Source organism: Peribacillus sp. NPDC096622, from assembly GCF_044762665.1.
In the GTDB taxonomy this organism is placed as follows: domain Bacteria; phylum Bacillota; class Bacilli; order Bacillales; family DSM-1321; genus Peribacillus; species Peribacillus frigoritolerans_B.
This window is the reverse complement of sequence record NZ_JBIWES010000012.1, coordinates 59,459-74,272: the sequence shown is the minus strand read 5'-3', so window position 1 is coordinate 74,272 and position 14,814 is coordinate 59,459. Positions and strand designations below refer to the sequence as shown.

18 protein-coding genes are annotated in these 14,814 nt (G+C 39.7%); 3 read left to right on the top strand and 15 right to left on the bottom strand.

From position 1 onward, the window contains the following. Positions 1-23: 23 nt before the first annotated feature. The 5 genes from ACIQYG_RS19775 to ACIQYG_RS19755 form a co-directional block, all read right to left on the bottom strand. A complete protein-coding gene (locus ACIQYG_RS19775) occupies positions 24-1,175 on the bottom strand; it encodes an acyl-CoA dehydrogenase family protein (protein ID WP_402841366.1) in 1,152 nt (383 codons plus the stop codon). A gap of 39 nt (positions 1,176-1,214) precedes the next feature. Further along, the gene (locus tag ACIQYG_RS19770) at positions 1,215-2,816 is read right to left on the bottom strand and encodes a long-chain-fatty-acid--CoA ligase (protein ID WP_402841364.1); all 1,602 of its coding nucleotides are present in this window, start codon (positions 2,814-2,816) and stop codon (positions 1,215-1,217) included. A gap of 316 nt (positions 2,817-3,132) precedes the next feature. Continuing rightward, entirely contained in the window at positions 3,133-5,577 is a 2,445-nt protein-coding gene (gene parC / locus ACIQYG_RS19765) for a DNA topoisomerase IV subunit A (RefSeq protein WP_402841361.1), read from the bottom strand. After that, complete coding sequence (gene parE / locus ACIQYG_RS19760; RefSeq protein WP_402841358.1) at positions 5,567-7,552, bottom strand: DNA topoisomerase IV subunit B; 1,986 nt, start codon at positions 7,550-7,552, stop codon at positions 5,567-5,569. Before parE ends, parC begins: the two co-directional genes overlap by 11 nt. Before the next feature lie 384 nt (positions 7,553-7,936). Beyond that, on the bottom strand, positions 7,937-8,347 hold the full coding sequence (locus ACIQYG_RS19755) for a CoA-binding protein (RefSeq protein ID WP_402841355.1): 411 nt from the start codon (positions 8,345-8,347) through the stop codon (positions 7,937-7,939). Positions 8,348-8,837: 490 nt separating this feature from the next. Here ACIQYG_RS19755 and plsY point away from each other — a divergent pair, with 490 nt between their 5' ends. After that, positions 8,838-9,425, top strand: a complete 588-nt coding sequence (gene plsY, locus ACIQYG_RS19750) for a glycerol-3-phosphate 1-O-acyltransferase PlsY (protein WP_402841352.1) — start codon at positions 8,838-8,840, stop codon at positions 9,423-9,425. A 54-nt stretch (positions 9,426-9,479) separates the two neighbouring features. Here the strand turns inward: plsY and ACIQYG_RS19745 are convergent, their stop codons facing one another. The 3 genes from ACIQYG_RS19745 to ACIQYG_RS19735 form a co-directional block, all read right to left on the bottom strand. Next, positions 9,480-9,884 (bottom strand): methyl-accepting chemotaxis protein, encoded by a 405-nt coding sequence (locus tag ACIQYG_RS19745; protein WP_483878390.1) that lies wholly within the window; start codon positions 9,882-9,884, stop codon positions 9,480-9,482. Between the two features lie 282 nt (positions 9,885-10,166). Beyond that, positions 10,167-10,337, bottom strand: a complete 171-nt coding sequence (locus ACIQYG_RS19740; protein ID WP_402841349.1) for a protoglobin domain-containing protein — start codon at positions 10,335-10,337, stop codon at positions 10,167-10,169. Positions 10,338-10,425: 88 nt separating this feature from the next. After that, a complete protein-coding gene (locus ACIQYG_RS19735) occupies positions 10,426-10,596 on the bottom strand; it encodes a hypothetical protein (RefSeq protein WP_402841347.1) in 171 nt (56 codons plus the stop codon). A gap of 313 nt (positions 10,597-10,909) precedes the next feature. On the opposite strand from ACIQYG_RS19735, the gene ACIQYG_RS19730 reads away from it, so the two are divergent. Further along, the gene (locus ACIQYG_RS19730) at positions 10,910-11,059 is read left to right on the top strand and encodes a YycC family protein (protein WP_402841344.1); all 150 of its coding nucleotides are present in this window, start codon (positions 10,910-10,912) and stop codon (positions 11,057-11,059) included. Positions 11,060-11,415: 356 nt separating this feature from the next. Here the strand turns inward: ACIQYG_RS19730 and ACIQYG_RS19725 are convergent, their stop codons facing one another. Beyond that, positions 11,416-11,901, bottom strand: coding sequence for an NUDIX hydrolase (locus ACIQYG_RS19725; RefSeq protein WP_402841341.1), 486 nt, complete (start codon positions 11,899-11,901; stop codon positions 11,416-11,418). 90 nt (positions 11,902-11,991) lie between these two features. Between ACIQYG_RS19725 and ACIQYG_RS19720 the strand changes: the two genes are divergently transcribed. Continuing rightward, positions 11,992-12,288: a HesB/YadR/YfhF family protein gene (locus ACIQYG_RS19720; protein ID WP_402841339.1), complete on the top strand. Its 297-nt coding sequence runs from the start codon at positions 11,992-11,994 to the stop codon at positions 12,286-12,288. A gap of 38 nt (positions 12,289-12,326) precedes the next feature. Here ACIQYG_RS19720 and ACIQYG_RS19715 read toward each other — a convergent pair whose 3' ends face one another. The 6 genes from ACIQYG_RS19715 to ACIQYG_RS19690 all read right to left on the bottom strand — a co-directional run bounded on the left by ACIQYG_RS19715 (position 12,327) and on the right by ACIQYG_RS19690 (position 14,809). Then, entirely contained in the window at positions 12,327-12,620 is a 294-nt protein-coding gene (locus ACIQYG_RS19715) for a hypothetical protein (RefSeq protein ID WP_402841336.1), read from the bottom strand. 24 nt (positions 12,621-12,644) lie between these two features. Continuing rightward, positions 12,645-13,076, bottom strand: a complete 432-nt coding sequence (locus tag ACIQYG_RS19710; RefSeq protein WP_251431735.1) for an acyl-CoA thioesterase — start codon at positions 13,074-13,076, stop codon at positions 12,645-12,647. Between the two features lie 138 nt (positions 13,077-13,214). Next, positions 13,215-13,460: a small acid-soluble spore protein Tlp gene (gene tlp / locus ACIQYG_RS19705; protein WP_402841334.1), complete on the bottom strand. Its 246-nt coding sequence runs from the start codon at positions 13,458-13,460 to the stop codon at positions 13,215-13,217. Positions 13,461-13,527: 67 nt separating this feature from the next. Continuing rightward, positions 13,528-13,671, bottom strand: a complete 144-nt coding sequence (locus ACIQYG_RS19700) for an acid-soluble spore protein N (RefSeq protein WP_048678620.1) — start codon at positions 13,669-13,671, stop codon at positions 13,528-13,530. Between the two features lie 130 nt (positions 13,672-13,801). Beyond that, positions 13,802-13,930 (bottom strand): FbpB family small basic protein, encoded by a 129-nt coding sequence (locus ACIQYG_RS19695; RefSeq protein ID WP_072272906.1) that lies wholly within the window; start codon positions 13,928-13,930, stop codon positions 13,802-13,804. A gap of 345 nt (positions 13,931-14,275) precedes the next feature. Continuing rightward, positions 14,276-14,809, bottom strand: a complete 534-nt coding sequence (locus ACIQYG_RS19690) for a TlpA disulfide reductase family protein (RefSeq protein WP_402841331.1) — start codon at positions 14,807-14,809, stop codon at positions 14,276-14,278. Positions 14,810-14,814: the final 5 nt, after the last annotated feature.

The following is a 14,814-nucleotide window of genomic DNA, read 5'->3' as shown; positions in this document are numbered from 1 at the left end:
AACCCCTCCGCTTTCCAATTAGACTAGTTTTGATATTTTCTCTTTAATTGTCCGGTAATGATATTCTTTTGGATTTCGGACGTGCCTTCATATATTCTAGTGATTCGGGCATCCCGATAGAAACGTTCAACTGGATAATCCTTCATGTATCCCATCCCGCCATGAATCTGAACGGACTTATCAGCGACACGATTATATACTTCTGAACCATACAACTTAAGCATTGCCGCTTCTTTAATGATTTTTTCTTTCTGATCGACCATCCATGCAACACGGTATGTGAATGAGCGAAGTGCTTCTATTTCCATTGCCATCTCGGCAATCATATGGGATACGGCTTGATGATCAATGATCGGGACATTGAATTGTTCACGTTCTGTGGCATATTTGGTAGATAGATCGAGCAGGTATTGACAGGACCCCAAATTACGGGCAGCAAGGCCTGCCCGGCCATTTGCAAGGATCTTCAATGCATTTACATACCCTTGGCCGATGTCCCCCAGTACATTTTCAGCAGGAACCTCGCAATCTTCAAAAAACAATTCGGCCGAATGTGAGCCTCGAAGACCCATCTTCCTTTCCAGGCTACCAACTCTAAAACCAGGAAAATCTTTTTCTACTATGAATGAAGAGATTCCTTTCGCACCTTTATCTTTGTCCGTAACGGCCATAACTGTAAAAATATCGGCTACATCTGCATTCGTTATATAATGCTTGGTCCCATTTAGAATATATTTATCGCCATTTTTGACAGCCGTCATCTTGAGATTCGTAGCATGGGAACCCGCTGCAGGCTCAGTTAAAGCAAAAGCGCCAATTCTATTACCGCTTGCCATATCTGGCAGATACTTTTCCTTTTGCATTTCATTGCCCATTTCAACTATCCCTACCGTCCCTATACCGGTGTGAGCCCCAATCAGAGTGGTATATCCATTATGTGTTTTGCCGATTTCCTCATATAAAGCACATTTTCCCACCATCCCGATTCCGAGTCCGCCATACTTTTCCGGGATACTAAGTCCAAATAGCCCGATTTCCTTCGATAAATTTATGATGGATTCCGGGATATGATCTTCATCCTCTATCTGCATGGAAAATGGATCGATTTGTTCTTCGATAAACTGGCGTATATTTTCTTTTAATAGCAGGATGTCTTCATCTAAGCGAAAGTCCATTTGCATTCCCCTTTATCTCCGAATTGGTTGTTAGCGCTTTCATATCTTATCCGAATGAGCGATATGTTTTTCTTGAAGTTTGCGTTTCAAGATTTTACCGACCGCCGTCTTCGGAAGTTCACTTTCAAATGTGATTGCTTTTGGGACTTTAAAGGCAGCTAGCTGCTTTCGGCAATAATCCTTCAATTCGGTTTCAGTTATCCTTTCACTTGGTTTAAGAACTACCGCTGCATGTACCGTTTCACCCCGATATTGATCGGGAACGCCAAAGACGGCAGCTTCCAGAACCTTAGGATGGCTGTATAGTATATCTTCAATTTCAATTGGATAAATATTGAATCCGCCTGCGATGATCATCTCTTTCTTCCGTCCCACAATGTAAAAGAAGCCATCTTCATCCATCTTGGCAATATCACCGGTATGCAGCCATCCGTTTTGAATCGTCTGCCTAGTCTCTTCAGGCATGCCCCAATACCCTTTCATTACCTGTGGACCCTTTATGACCAATTCACCTGGTGTATCAACCAAAAGTGCAGGCTCTCCTGTAATATTGTCAATTATGGCGGCATCCGTATTTTGTATCGGAATCCCAATACTTCCGGGTTTTTGCAGGCCGCTGACTGGATTCCGGTGCGTGACTGGTGACGCCTCGGACAGTCCATAGCCCTCTGCAATCTTTGTTCCACTAAGTTCGTTAAACCTTGACAATACATTCAATGGCAATGGTGACGAACCCGAAACGCAAGATGTCAATGTATGCAAATCAAATGGTTGGGACTGGTAATATTGTAATAAAGCAATATACATCGTCGGTACCCCTGGAAAAATAGTCGGTTTAAGATTATTGATAATTTCGACGATCTCCGTTACCTGAAATCGGGATACAAGAATTAATTCCCCGCCATTATAAAACGTCAAGTTCATCCCTGAAGTCATGCCATAAACATGAAATAATGGGGAAACACCTAGTACCCTTTCCTTCCCCTTTTGAGTATTGATTCTTGAAGTGGCTGCACTTTGCAGCGTATTGGCTACGATATTACGATGGGTAAGCATCGCGCCCTTAGAACGCCCTGTCGTTCCTCCTGTATATTGGAGGACGGCGACATCTCTAGCAGGTTCAATCTCCACAGTGAAATCCGCCTCTGTTACAGATAGCAGCTTTTTTGTCATTTCACATTTGCCCTTTTCCAGCGACACGCTCAACACCTTTTCAACATCGGTTTCAGCTATGACGGCTTCAACTATTGACAATAAATCGTCGAGCACAATGATGTGCTTTGCACCTGAATCTTTCAAGACATGTATTAATTCGTTCTCCTTATACATTGGATTGATTTGGACAACAATGGCTCCATTCAAAAGAGTTCCAAAAAAACCAATTGGATATTGGGGACAATTAGGTAGCATAAGAGCCACACGTTCTCCCTTTCCAATCCCTTCATCAGCAAGCAAGCGGGCACATTTTTTCACTAACATCCCCAACTCTGAATATGTATACCTTTCCTCCATGAACGTTACCGCTGTATTTTCCGAATACTGTTCGACCGATTGAAAAAATAGTTCTGTCAATGAAATTTCAGGAATATCAATCTCTATTGGATTTCCGGACGGGATATGCTTTATCCAAGGTCTATCCATTGGTCCTCCCCTTTCTTCATTCAAAAATAAAGAAGTCATACTAACAATATGCAAGGAGTGTGCCAAAAATAAATCGTTTTGAAACGTTGATTCAATTAATGGTAAAATTCAAAATTGAATTATTTGCTGCGCTCTTAATAATATTAGGTTTATAATTATAGGATTTAAATTTGACTCAATAAGTCATTATTGAATTGAGTCATTGCTTTCATAAAAGGACTCAAACTATAGTGCTGGCATGTCGATATAACTGATCATTTTCGGTAAAATAAAACGGGATGCTGATCAAGGTCAGCATCCCGTTTTAAAAAATGATTCACTGCTCTATGGCGGTGTCATCTTCCAATGATATTTTCCATAATTCTTTCGCTTTTCCACTAACCGTTTCATCAAAAATAAATGATCCATTCGTATATCGATCATGATTTTTTAATGAAGCGGCATGAACCGTTTCAATGGTTCCCTTTTCGGAAAGAATGAATAGACTGTCGGTTTTGTTAATGATATCGAAACCAATGACCCTATGAGGATTCGATTTCAATTCCCTCAAGACCACGACACCGCGTTTTGCCCGGCTCGTTTTTTCAAACTCGGTTAATTTCATTTTCTTTATGGCCCCGCGCTGTGTAACGATAAAGATCGATTCTTTACTATCCTTGGCCAAAACCTTTCCGCCAATGACATAGTCATCTTCTTTTAAATTAATCCCTTTGACTCCTGCTGCCCGGACACCGACAACACTTACTTCTTCTTCATCAAACCATAAACCATAGCCGTTATGAGTGACTAGGAAAAGGTCAGCCTGTCCATCGGTATGATGGACATCGACCAGTTCATCATCACCTTTTAAATTGACACCAACCAGCGGTTTTGAATGACGCTGGGCTTTATAGGAAGCCAATTCTGTCTTTTTCACCATACCATTTTTCGTGATGAACACTAAGAATTCCGGCATGGTAAAATCTTTGATTGGAATCGCTTTTATGATTTGTTCTTCCCTGTCAATCGGAATGATGTTCGCGATATGCTGACCGGTTTCCTTCCAGCGAATATCAGGAAGCTGATGGACTGGACAATAGAGGTAGTTCCCTTTGGATGTGAACAGCAACAGGACATCTGTTGTATTCATCTCCAGCCTCTGGAGTAGGCGATCGGAATCCTTCATGCCAAAATCAAGACCTCCTGATGCTGCATAAGATCGTAACGATGTCCGTTTGACATAGCCTTCTTTCGTCACGGTAACCATCACGTCTTCACTCGCAATCAAGACTTCAAGATTTATTTTGATTTCTTCAATTTCTTTTTCGATTTTAGAACGCCGTCCGTCATCAAAGCCCTTTTTAATGAATCGAAGTTCTTTTTTAATTACTTGAAGAAGAACTTTTTCACTGCCAAGAATCTTTGTCAATTCCTCAATTTTGTTCTTCAATTCCGCTGCCTCTGCTTCAAGTGCTGTAATATCCGTATTTGTCAGCCTATATAACTGCAAGGAGACAATGGCTTCAGCTTGCGCTTCTGTGAAAGCGAATTTAGCTATGAGGTTATCTTTAGCGTTCCGTTTGTCTTTAGATGCCCGGATGACAGCGATGACTTCATCTAATATAGATAAAGCTTTCACTAACCCATCGACGATATGTGCCCTGTCATGTGCCTTTTGCAGCTCATAACGCGAACGGTTCACGATTACCTCTTTACGGTGTTCGATATAAGCATCGAGCATTTTAGGCAGGCTCATCAATGTTGGCCGTTTTTTATAAATCGCAACCATATTGAAATTGTATGCAATCTGAAGATCGGAATTTTTGTATAAATAATGCAGGACTCCATTTGCATCTGCTTCTTTTTTCAGTTCGATGACAATGCGCAGTCCTGTACGGTCGGTCTCATCCCTTACTTCAGCGATACCTTCCACTTTCCGGTCTAGACGGAATTCATCCATTTTCTTAACAAGGTTTGCTTTATTGACTTCATATGGGATTTCAGTGATGACGATTTGCTGTTTGCCGCCCCGAATCGTTTCCACTTCCGCCAACCCGCGAATGATTATTTTCCCTTTACCTGTTTCATAGGCCTTACGAATGCCTTCAATACCTTGGATGATACCGCCAGTAGGAAAATCCGGCCCTTTAATGACAGTCATTAAATCAGCGACTGTCGCTTCCGGCTTATCGATTCGCATAATGGCAGCGTCAATGACTTCACCTAGTTGATGCGGCGGGATTTCAGTGGCATAGCCGGCTGAAATTCCCGTAGAGCCGTTTACAAGCAGGTTAGGGAACATTGCAGGCAATACAATGGGCTCTTCTGAAGTATCATCAAAGTTCGGTACAAAATCGACCGTCCTTTTTTCAATATCCCGCAGCATCTCGGAGGCAATCGATGAAAGCCTTGCTTCCGTATACCGCATCGCAGCAGGCGGATCACCATCAATGCTACCATTGTTTCCGTGCATTTGGACCATGACCTTCCGCAGCTTCCAGTCTTGGCTCATCCTAACCATTGCCTCATAAACGGATGAATCTCCGTGAGGGTGATAATTACCGATTACATTACCGACCGTTTTTGCGGATTTCCTAAAGCCTTTTTCCTGAGTATTTCCTTCGACATGCATCGCATACAATATCCTGCGCTGAACCGGTTTTAAGCCGTCCCTTGCATCTGGAAGTGCCCGATCTTGAATAATATATTTACTATAACGGCCGAAGCGGTCACCAATTACCTCTTCAAGCGGCAAATCCCGAAACGTTTCTTCAAATACCATCGTCAATGACCTCCTCTTCAATCGACATATTTTCATTATCTAAAATATTCGATTCCTCTTCGAGACCAAAAGCGACATTGGCTTCAATCCACTTACGACGCGGTTCAACCTTATCTCCCATCAAAGTTGTCACACGTCTTTCTGCACGTGCTCCATCATCGATCTTCACACGTATCAATGTCCTTGTTTCCGGGTTCATGGTGGTATCCCATAATTGATCGGCATTCATCTCACCCAGCCCTTTATAGCGCTGAATCATATAGCCTTTCCCCACCTTGTCTATCGCTTCCTGAAGTTCCTCGTCGCTCCAAGCATATTCAATGACTTCTTTCTTCCCTGTCCCTTTACTCACTTTATATAAAGGGGGCAAGGCAATGTAAACCTTTCCTGACTCTATTAACGGCTTCATATATCGGTAAAAGAAAGTCAGCAGCAATACTTGGATATGGGCTCCATCCGTATCGGCATCAGTCATGATGATCACTTTATCATAGTTAGTATCCGGCGTATTGAACTCCGCTCCGACACCTCCGCCGATTGCATGGATAATCGTATTTATTTCCTCGTTTTTAAAAATATCCGCCAGTTTTGCCTTTTCCGTATTGATAACTTTACCCCGCAATGGAAGAACTGCTTGGAAACGGCGATCCCGCCCCTGTTTAGCGGATCCCCCAGCAGAGTCACCTTCTACAAGATACAATTCATTTCGTTCGGGATTTTTCGATTGAGCTGGTGTTAATTTCCCAGAAAGGATGGCATCGGATTTTTTCCGTTTCTTCCCGCTTCTTGCATCTTCTCGGGCTTTGCGTGCCGCTTCCCTTGCCTGGAACGCTTTAATCGCTTTTTTAACCAATAGGGTACTCGTGGTTGGATCTTCTTCAAAAAAGTAGGCTAGGTGCTCTGATACGATGGAATCGACTGCAGAACGGGCTTCGCTGGTTCCAAGTTTGCTCTTGGTTTGTCCTTCGAATTGAAGAAGTTCTTCAGGGATGCGCACTGAAATGATTGAAGACAAGCCTTCACGTATATCGGTACCTTCGAGGTTTTTATCTTTTTCCTTTAATAGCCCCATTTTTCTGGCATAATCATTAAATGCCCGTGTCATGGCCGTTTTGGCACCAATCTCATGGGTGCCTCCGTCTTTTGTACGAACGTTATTCACAAAGCTTAAAATATTTTCTGAATAACCATCGTTGAATTGAAAGGCGAGTTCGACTTCTATCCCATTTTGTTCCCCTTCTAAGCTGACTACACTATGAAGTGTCTCTTTCTCTTCATTTAAATAATCGACAAACGCTTCAATGCCATTTTCATAGTGAAAAATTTCATTATGGTCGTTACGCTCATCCGTCAATTCTATCTTCATTCCTTTTAAAAGAAAAGCTGATTCTCGAAGACGCTCACATAGGATCTCATAATTAAAAGTCGTCACTGAAAATATTTTAGGATCGGGCTTGAAGTGGATTTTGGTCCCGGCTTGATTGGTTTTACCGATTTTCTCCAATGTGGTTTCTGGCTTTCCGCCATTGATAAAACGTTGTTCGTAAATGAACCCGTCCCTTTTGATTGTCACGACAAGCCATTCAGACAACGCGTTAACGACCGAAGCACCGACTCCATGGAGGCCTCCACTCGTTTTATATCCGCCTTGTCCAAATTTACCTCCAGCATGAAGAATCGTCAAAATTACTTCAGGTGTCGGTTTACCTAATTTATGCATGCCAATAGGCATTCCACGCCCTTTATCGGACACACTTACACTGTTATCTTTATGTATTTTCACACTAATTTGGTCTCCATATCCAGCTAAAGCCTCATCTACGGAGTTATCTACAATCTCATACACTAAATGATGAAGTCCGCGTGCATCAGTACTGCCGATATACATACCGGGACGTTTTCTGACCGCTTCGAGTCCTTCCAGTACCTGAATTGCATCATCATTGTACTCGATTGTTTTTACTTTCTTTGCCACAGAAATTCCCCTTTCCTTACTAAACACAATTTCCGGGCCAAATCATACTGCAATGAAATGACTCACTATCTTAACAAATCCATTAATACGTTAATATCATTATAACAAGTATAATACTTTCACGAACAAAGAACAAGTGTTCTGTTTTTTTGTCCTTTTTATTAGCGTTAGCACATTTGTGTGGAACAAAACGTATCATAGCTACCATTCTAATTGTAGCGGTAAATTTTCATTTGGCAAATATACTTTTATTATTTTAATCAAATTAAGCTTTAACGGCCTAAATTTGCCCGACCGCTCAATGCCTGCTATGGCCGCCTTTTAGTTCTTCCCAAAGAGAGACAGCGATACCTTAAAAAAAGAGCGGAAGTTCCGCTCTTCATTTTACTTAGTAAGGGCGTGTTCGACTTTTATACATCGATTCATGATGACAGTATATCCTTTTTCTTTCAAAAAATTATATGCTTCTTCATTTTCCACCCCTAGCTGCGCCCAAAAGATATCTGCATCGATTTCTGCAAATTCCTTGGCTATCTCCGGAAGGAACTCTGAACGGCGGAAAACATTGACGATATCGACGTGCCCTTCAATATCTTTCAGGGCTTTAACTGCCTTTACACCCAGCACTTCGGATACGGCAGGGTTTACCGGGATGATTTCATATCCGCTATCCTGCATGGCCTTCGATACCATATAAGAAGTGCGCTCAGGGTTATTGGATAAACCAACGACAGCGATGCGCTTCGATTTTTTCAACATCTTTCCCATTTCTTCTCTGCTTGGATTTTCTATCATTCTTTTCAAACCCCTTTATAATAAAATGTAATATTTGAATAAAGAGTATTCCTAACAAAGGTATTTTACAGAGAAAAGCTGTTTATTACCATTATTAAGAAAAACCATTATACAAGAAAGAATAAGTTTCGAAAAGGCATGACTCACTTAACTTTCTTATGTTCATACAGACTACCACGTATTGTAACAATTTATACAAGTAGGCATCCTTCATTTTATATTTACGAAAATAAGGAAGCCTAAACCTATTACCGTTCATCAACTTAACGTATATCATAAGATGTAAGTACATCAAGGAAAATTCATTTTTTTAGTGGATTTTTTTTGGACAGCCGTACCATTTTGTCACGAAAATGTTACAATAAGAGAAGCTTAACAGGTATTTTAGGGCTGTTTTTAGCTATTTCTACACGTTTATTTTTGAAAAAGGGAACAATCACCCTTAAACGTGATAAAAAAAGAAGATTTTTCTTAAAGAAAGGGTAATAGAATGCTTACATTTATCACTATACTGGCTGCCTACCTGATCGGTTCGATTCCTTCCGGTTTAATAATCGGTAAAACATTTTACAAAATCGACATCCGGGAGCATGGCAGTAAAAATCTAGGCGGGACAAATACCTTCAGGACACTTGGTGTCAAGGCAGGACTAACCGTTACTATAATGGATATTCTTAAGGGTACCCTAGCAACTTTTCTGCCGGATATGCTAGGCGTGGGTATGAATCCATTGCTAGCCGGAGTTTTTGCGGTCATCGGTCATATGTTTCCCATTTTCGCAAACTTTCGGGGCGGTAAAGCTGTGGCGACTTCTGCTGGTGTCATTCTTGCATATGAACCATTGTTTTTCGTTTTCGCCGTTTTCATATTCTTCATATCCTTATACATATCCAAATATGTCTCGCTTTCTTCCATGATTGCTTGTTTACTTGCTCTCATCTACAGTTTAGTGTTTCATACTGGTGATATAGCGCTCATTATTGTAATCGGTATAATAACGATTTTCATTTTTTACCGGCATCGCGCAAACATCAAGCGGATTATCGATAAAACTGAACCTAAAGTAAAATGGTTGTAAAACACACCATATCCAAGTGAAAACAGGCCCGTATATATGGGCCTATTTTACTTTCTACATGACTCCGATTATTTCATTGAAGGAATTTTCCGTTAACTCCGATTCCTTCTCGCCTGCTTGAACCACTTCCTTGAACCTTAGGACAGAATCAACAACATCTTTCATATATTCATTTGATGATTGCACGATTGCATCTATTTCAGCTATCGACTTTTTAGACTGTTCTGCAAGTTTCCTGACCTCATTCGAAACAACCGCAAATCCATTACCATGTTCACCTGCCCGTGCTGCCTCGATGGCTGAGTTCAATGATGGTAAATTTGTCTGTTCGGCCATTCCCTGTACAAGCTTAATACACTCGGTGATGTTTAAGAAAGGTTTGTTTAATAAAACGATTTTTTCATCAACATTTTTCATGAAATTAACAAGGTTTTGTACCTTTTCCGTTAAGATCTGCATACGATTCTGCCCCTCTTCGTTGCGATCTGTATTTTGACAAATTGCCCGTTTTCTATCAATTGCTTAACGGAAGCATCCGTTCTTCACTTAAATACAAGACTTCTTCACTATTTTCCTTTTCACTTCCTCTTTTATTTCTTTATATTGATTTGCCTAGCTTTTAAATTTTCCACTTCATACTTCCTCAAGGGACTAATTGCTGTTCTATATTGAGCATTTTTCCTATCGTAGATATTAATGCCCGCTGCTCATCTTCATTCTTGGTTTGTTCAAAGGAATTCTTTACAAGTGATTCTGTACATTTTGAAAAGCGGATGAATACCGCCGCGACTGTAAGCCAATACGATAATGAGTCTTCGCCACCTTTGTCCGCAATTCAACAAAATCATCGTAAATCACACCATTGAATAAAGATAACATATGAGTAATTAACGTTTTCCTCCATTTTCCCACTGTGCTGTCACGCCGTGATAATCCCTTTCAATTCAGGAACCTGGAGAACCGTTGGATAAAAGGCATCAACAACTCTCTCGATTTGGGGTTAGATTGCCTCTCTAAAAGCATGGATCAGCTCTAAATCGAATTCGGTTTTATCGATGATATTAACCTGAAGTTTCACCTGTTCACTGCTTATATCCAATATGCAATCTGTTTCTTTTGCTTTTTGAAACCAGTTTGCTTTTTTCGCCTTCACTTTTATGAAAATCCCCATATCCACTCCCCCCTGATTTGTAAATCACGACAATGTTAATCCAAGATATACCAACAAGGAAACATGATCATTTTTATCCATTTAATTGAAAGTAAATCAGATTAACTTCAAAATAAATGATTCATTTAGACTATAATTTTTTTTATTCCGGCCTCAATACAATTCCTTTGTCAAGGTGAAAGGACCTAAATTATTTCTATTAACTTTCAATTGAGAGAATAGTTTGAATTTTGTTTAACAAGTAAGGATTGAATTATTGTAGAACAGAGGCTACACTGGAACTAGCTATTACGTATCGATAGGAGAAAGTGCCATGAAGCCATTGCAAATATCACCGGAAACCGCTTTAAAGTTATCCAAGTCACTAAACTTGCCTTTAGAGCAAATCATGCATATGCCTACACCAGTTTTGCTGAGAAAGCTTGCCGAGGCTGAAGCAAAAGAAAAAGACAATACAAAATAGCTGCAGGAATCTGCAGCTATTTTTTGTGTGTCATATGTGTACGAACGACCTTACGGATTACATCTTGAAAGGTATTCCATTACATTTCTGGATATAACATGCCTTTATAAAGTAAATCAGCATCACACTGTTGCGCTGATTGCATCTCATACCCATACATATGCTTTTGAGCCAATAATGAAAGCAACAGCTTTGCCGTACTCCCTTTTACCTGCTCCGATTTCCGCTAATCAGCAGCTCCCGCTTTATAAGGAAATTAATCAGATGGCATTCCATTCACAATATATAATTTCGACTTTGTGATATAGCTTAGCTTAGGAATCAAAAAAAGCAAAAAAACCGCACATGGGCGGTTTTCAATTGAAAGTCAATTCTTTTGCCATATCAGGCAAAGGCTTCTTTTTGACTGATATTAATTGTTCATTTTCATAGGTACAGGCATATTCCAGTGGTGGTTCATCCTCTAATATATCTTTTAGATAATACTTTATGTTGGACACAACTTCATTTGCCTCCATAACCCATTGATATGGCTTCCAGGCAAGTTCCCCTTCATCACAGGCAGATAGCCCGCCCCCTGCATCTTCAGCTCTGTAAACATACATTCCACCCGTTTCATTCCATGTCACGATCCCTCGAAAGGTCATCCCCCTCACTTTCAATCCAGTTTCTTCAAGAATTTCCCGTTCCATCGATTCATCGATGGTTTCACCTTTTTCTATTTTCCCGCCTATACCATTCCATTTATGCCTATTGGGATCCTTTTGGCGAAATAGCATCAACACTTCGACTTCGTTGGATCTTTTTCGAGTTATGAAACAAATATTATATATAATATCCATGGTTGTTTCCTTTCTTAAACGCACATTATTCGCATCTACTTCATAATTACTTTATACTTAAATAACGAACCTCTAGGAAGGAGAATTAGTATGAAACTGACCATTTCCGATCAAGCAGCTAAGTGGTATATTGATGAGCTAGGGCTTCAAGAAGGCTCTTATTTACGCTTTTATGTAAGATATGGCGGGCATAGTACCGTCCAAAGCGGCTTTTCATTAGGTATCATGCAAGAAGAACCTGAAACTGCAGCGGCCGCAACAACTATGAATGAGATTAATTTTTATGTAGAAGAAAAAGATTTATGGTACTTTGATGGTCACGATTTAATTATTACCTTTAATGAAAAACTGACTGAACCAGAATTTCACTATGAAAAGAGTGCTTAACAACTAAGCAGCGGTGTAAACTGCTGTTTTTTTCTTGTTCAATCGAGCAGGCGCTCTTTAATATCTTCGGCCCTAAGAATTTCCGCTTGCTTATCCCCTAAAAGATCAAAATGAGAATAGCCATCCTTCCTGTGATGAATCCACTCTTTTTTAAGCCCATATTTCTTACCCCATTCCGATAAACGCCTTAAATCTTTGCATCCGACTTTTGTAACCGTCTTGCAACCGGGAAATCGGTCATCCAGCCAATAATGAGTTAAAAAAGCTATTTGGCCTTGATCGATTTTCTGCTTCCAGGCTACTACATCTACCCGTTTAATCCCAAAAGCCATTTTTGATCACCTCAATATTTGTAATTAAACCAATTCATCCTGCTTTTTATTTTTCTCATAGGCCTCATGCCATTCAGGATACATGCGTTTAATGGATATCGGGCGGAAGCTCTCCTTTTTAACGCAAACGTGGGAAGAATGACCTGTAGCAGCCACTTCATTTTTCCCATTAACGATTTCATACCCATAAACGACCCGTAAGCCGTCATATTTTTCAATCCAGGTTTTAACTTTTACCTTATCACCATATCTAACAGGGGTTTTATACGAAGCCTGAATATCCATAACAGGTGAGAGGATGCCATCCGCTTCCATATCAGCATAATAAAATCCTAAATCATTTATCAATTTTGTCCTGCCTAGTTCCATCCATATAAAATAATTCGCATGGTAAACAACACCCATTTGATCTGTCTCTGCATACCGCACTTCAATTTCGTTTTCAGCTATGAACATTTTGTTTCCCCACTTTCATTTCTGTTGCAATAAACATTTTACCATAACAATTGTGGAAATTTCATTTAAGCTGTTTCCCTCCGATGGACCTTAAATAAAAGAGGAGAAAGATTTTTCACCTCTTTCTCCCCTTTTTGTTTAAATATTATCGTTACTATAACCGTTTTCCCGGGCTTCTTGCTCATCTTGCATTTCTTCCTTCATTCCATCAATGCTCTTTCTTCTTCGTTCATTTTTAGCCTGAATTGCCTGTTTTTCCTCCCCTGAAGAGAATGATAACGTTTCATTTGCAGCGATTATGTTTTCTTCTGTATTTTGAATTGCATCCTGAATTTTTTCAACATTATCCAAACGGTTATCTTGATTGTGTTTATATGAGCCCATTTATTTCACCTCATGTTATTTTATTTACATAATATTATTACGATTAATTTATTAGCTTATCCCTTGATTACTCGCCTTTAGTTTGAATGACCTGAGCATGTTTGCCGGATTTGTCCTGCATTTTCTTACCGTTATTCCCACCCGCTGCTATTGGTTGTGTTCCTTGATGACTCGGTCTAAAGTGTTTGGAATCTTTTTTTGGATTACCCATTCTATCGCCTCCTTCTCTTATCATGGATAAAAAAGAGGAAATTCATGAATGCCAGTTTTTGAAAAAGCCATGAAAAAAGAGCCAGCACCTTGAAAGGACCTTCATGGCACTGGCTCTTTTTAAGCAAAAGCTATTCAGCCTTTTGCATATGTTTTTTTTCAAGACGTTCCTCAAGTCTTTCCATTTGTTTAACGTCCATCAATAATTCCCTTTTATTTTCTTTAATTAATTCTTCAAATGTCCTTTTTCTTTTTTTCATGCTTTTCACCTACTTATTTTTAATATACAATTCAGTATTGCCAAATTAACGTAAAATTATGACTATATGGTTTCCATCCGTTGAATTGTCATAATTATCAGATTTTTAACCTGATAAAAATTCCATTTCTCCGCTCTCTATACTTTAACCCTTTTTTCATGAACTTTAACCATAAATTTTTAAATTTTTTGATTTTTCCATTAAACTTTGACAACTTTGTTAACATTACAATAAAAACGGAACCTCATAAAGGTTCCGTCAGACCTTATAATCAAGCATCTAGCCGGGTTTCAGCAGGAGTGTTGAAAAATTACTTCAATACTGATGATACTTCATAAGATTACCCTACTGCATACTATTTATATTTCGTTCCATATCTTTTAATTGCATGGCTGAAATCACCTTATTCCTGATAATGCCTTTTTTGTCGATGAAGTAAGTTGTTGGTATGCTAAGAATTTTGTACCGCTCATTCACTGGATTTTTTGCACTTTGACTGTCCAGCGGTATGGTAAAAGTAATTCCATTATCCTCTACAAATGCTTGTACATCATTTTCAGGGTCAATATTGACGGCAAGTACGACGACATCATCACCCGCTTGCTGTGTGTATTTCTCCATATCCGGCATTTCCTTCTTGCAAGGCGGGCACCACGTTGCCCAAAAATTCAGCATTACCTTTTTGCCCTTATAATCCGATAATTCAACTTGTTTCCCATCCAGAGTTTTCAGGGAGAAATTCGGAGCTTTAGCTCCAATTTTCAATCCACCCAAAGCATCTTTTTCATCATTTCCCTTCGATTCATTATCCATCGCCTGCACGATCGCTACAGTAATAAGTGATAGTAAGGCCACCGAAGCAATAATTTTTTTAAGCATACTCG

Bases quoted from the DNA above. Each gene is read 5' to 3' on its own strand.
- ACIQYG_RS19775 (WP_402841366.1), bottom strand. From the start codon at position 1,175: ATGGACTTTCGCTTAGATGAAGACATCCTGCTATTAAAAGAAAATATA.
- ACIQYG_RS19770 (WP_402841364.1), bottom strand. From the start codon at position 2,816: ATGGATAGACCTTGGATAAAGCATATCCCGTCCGGAAATCCAATAGAG.
- parC (WP_402841361.1), bottom strand. From the start codon at position 5,577: ATGGTATTTGAAGAAACGTTTCGGGATTTGCCGCTTGAAGAGGTAATT.
- ACIQYG_RS19755 (WP_402841355.1), bottom strand. From the start codon at position 8,347: ATGATAGAAAATCCAAGCAGAGAAGAAATGGGAAAGATGTTGAAAAAA.
- plsY (WP_402841352.1), top strand. From the start codon at position 8,838: ATGCTTACATTTATCACTATACTGGCTGCCTACCTGATCGGTTCGATT.
- ACIQYG_RS19745 (WP_483878390.1), bottom strand. From the start codon at position 9,884: ATGCAGATCTTAACGGAAAAGGTACAAAACCTTGTTAATTTCATGAAA.
- ACIQYG_RS19735 (WP_402841347.1), bottom strand. From the start codon at position 10,596: ATGGGGATTTTCATAAAAGTGAAGGCGAAAAAAGCAAACTGGTTTCAA.
- ACIQYG_RS19730 (WP_402841344.1), top strand. From the start codon at position 10,910: ATGAAGCCATTGCAAATATCACCGGAAACCGCTTTAAAGTTATCCAAG.
- ACIQYG_RS19725 (WP_402841341.1), bottom strand. From the start codon at position 11,901: ATGGATATTATATATAATATTTGTTTCATAACTCGAAAAAGATCCAAC.
- ACIQYG_RS19720 (WP_402841339.1), top strand. From the start codon at position 11,992: ATGAAACTGACCATTTCCGATCAAGCAGCTAAGTGGTATATTGATGAG.
- ACIQYG_RS19715 (WP_402841336.1), bottom strand. From the start codon at position 12,620: ATGGCTTTTGGGATTAAACGGGTAGATGTAGTAGCCTGGAAGCAGAAA.
- ACIQYG_RS19710 (WP_251431735.1), bottom strand. From the start codon at position 13,076: ATGTTCATAGCTGAAAACGAAATTGAAGTGCGGTATGCAGAGACAGAT.
- tlp (WP_402841334.1), bottom strand. From the start codon at position 13,460: ATGGGCTCATATAAACACAATCAAGATAACCGTTTGGATAATGTTGAA.
- ACIQYG_RS19700 (WP_048678620.1), bottom strand. From the start codon at position 13,671: ATGGGTAATCCAAAAAAAGATTCCAAACACTTTAGACCGAGTCATCAA.
- ACIQYG_RS19695 (WP_072272906.1), bottom strand. From the start codon at position 13,930: ATGAAAAAAAGAAAAAGGACATTTGAAGAATTAATTAAAGAAAATAAA.
- ACIQYG_RS19690 (WP_402841331.1), bottom strand. From the start codon at position 14,809: ATGCTTAAAAAAATTATTGCTTCGGTGGCCTTACTATCACTTATTACT.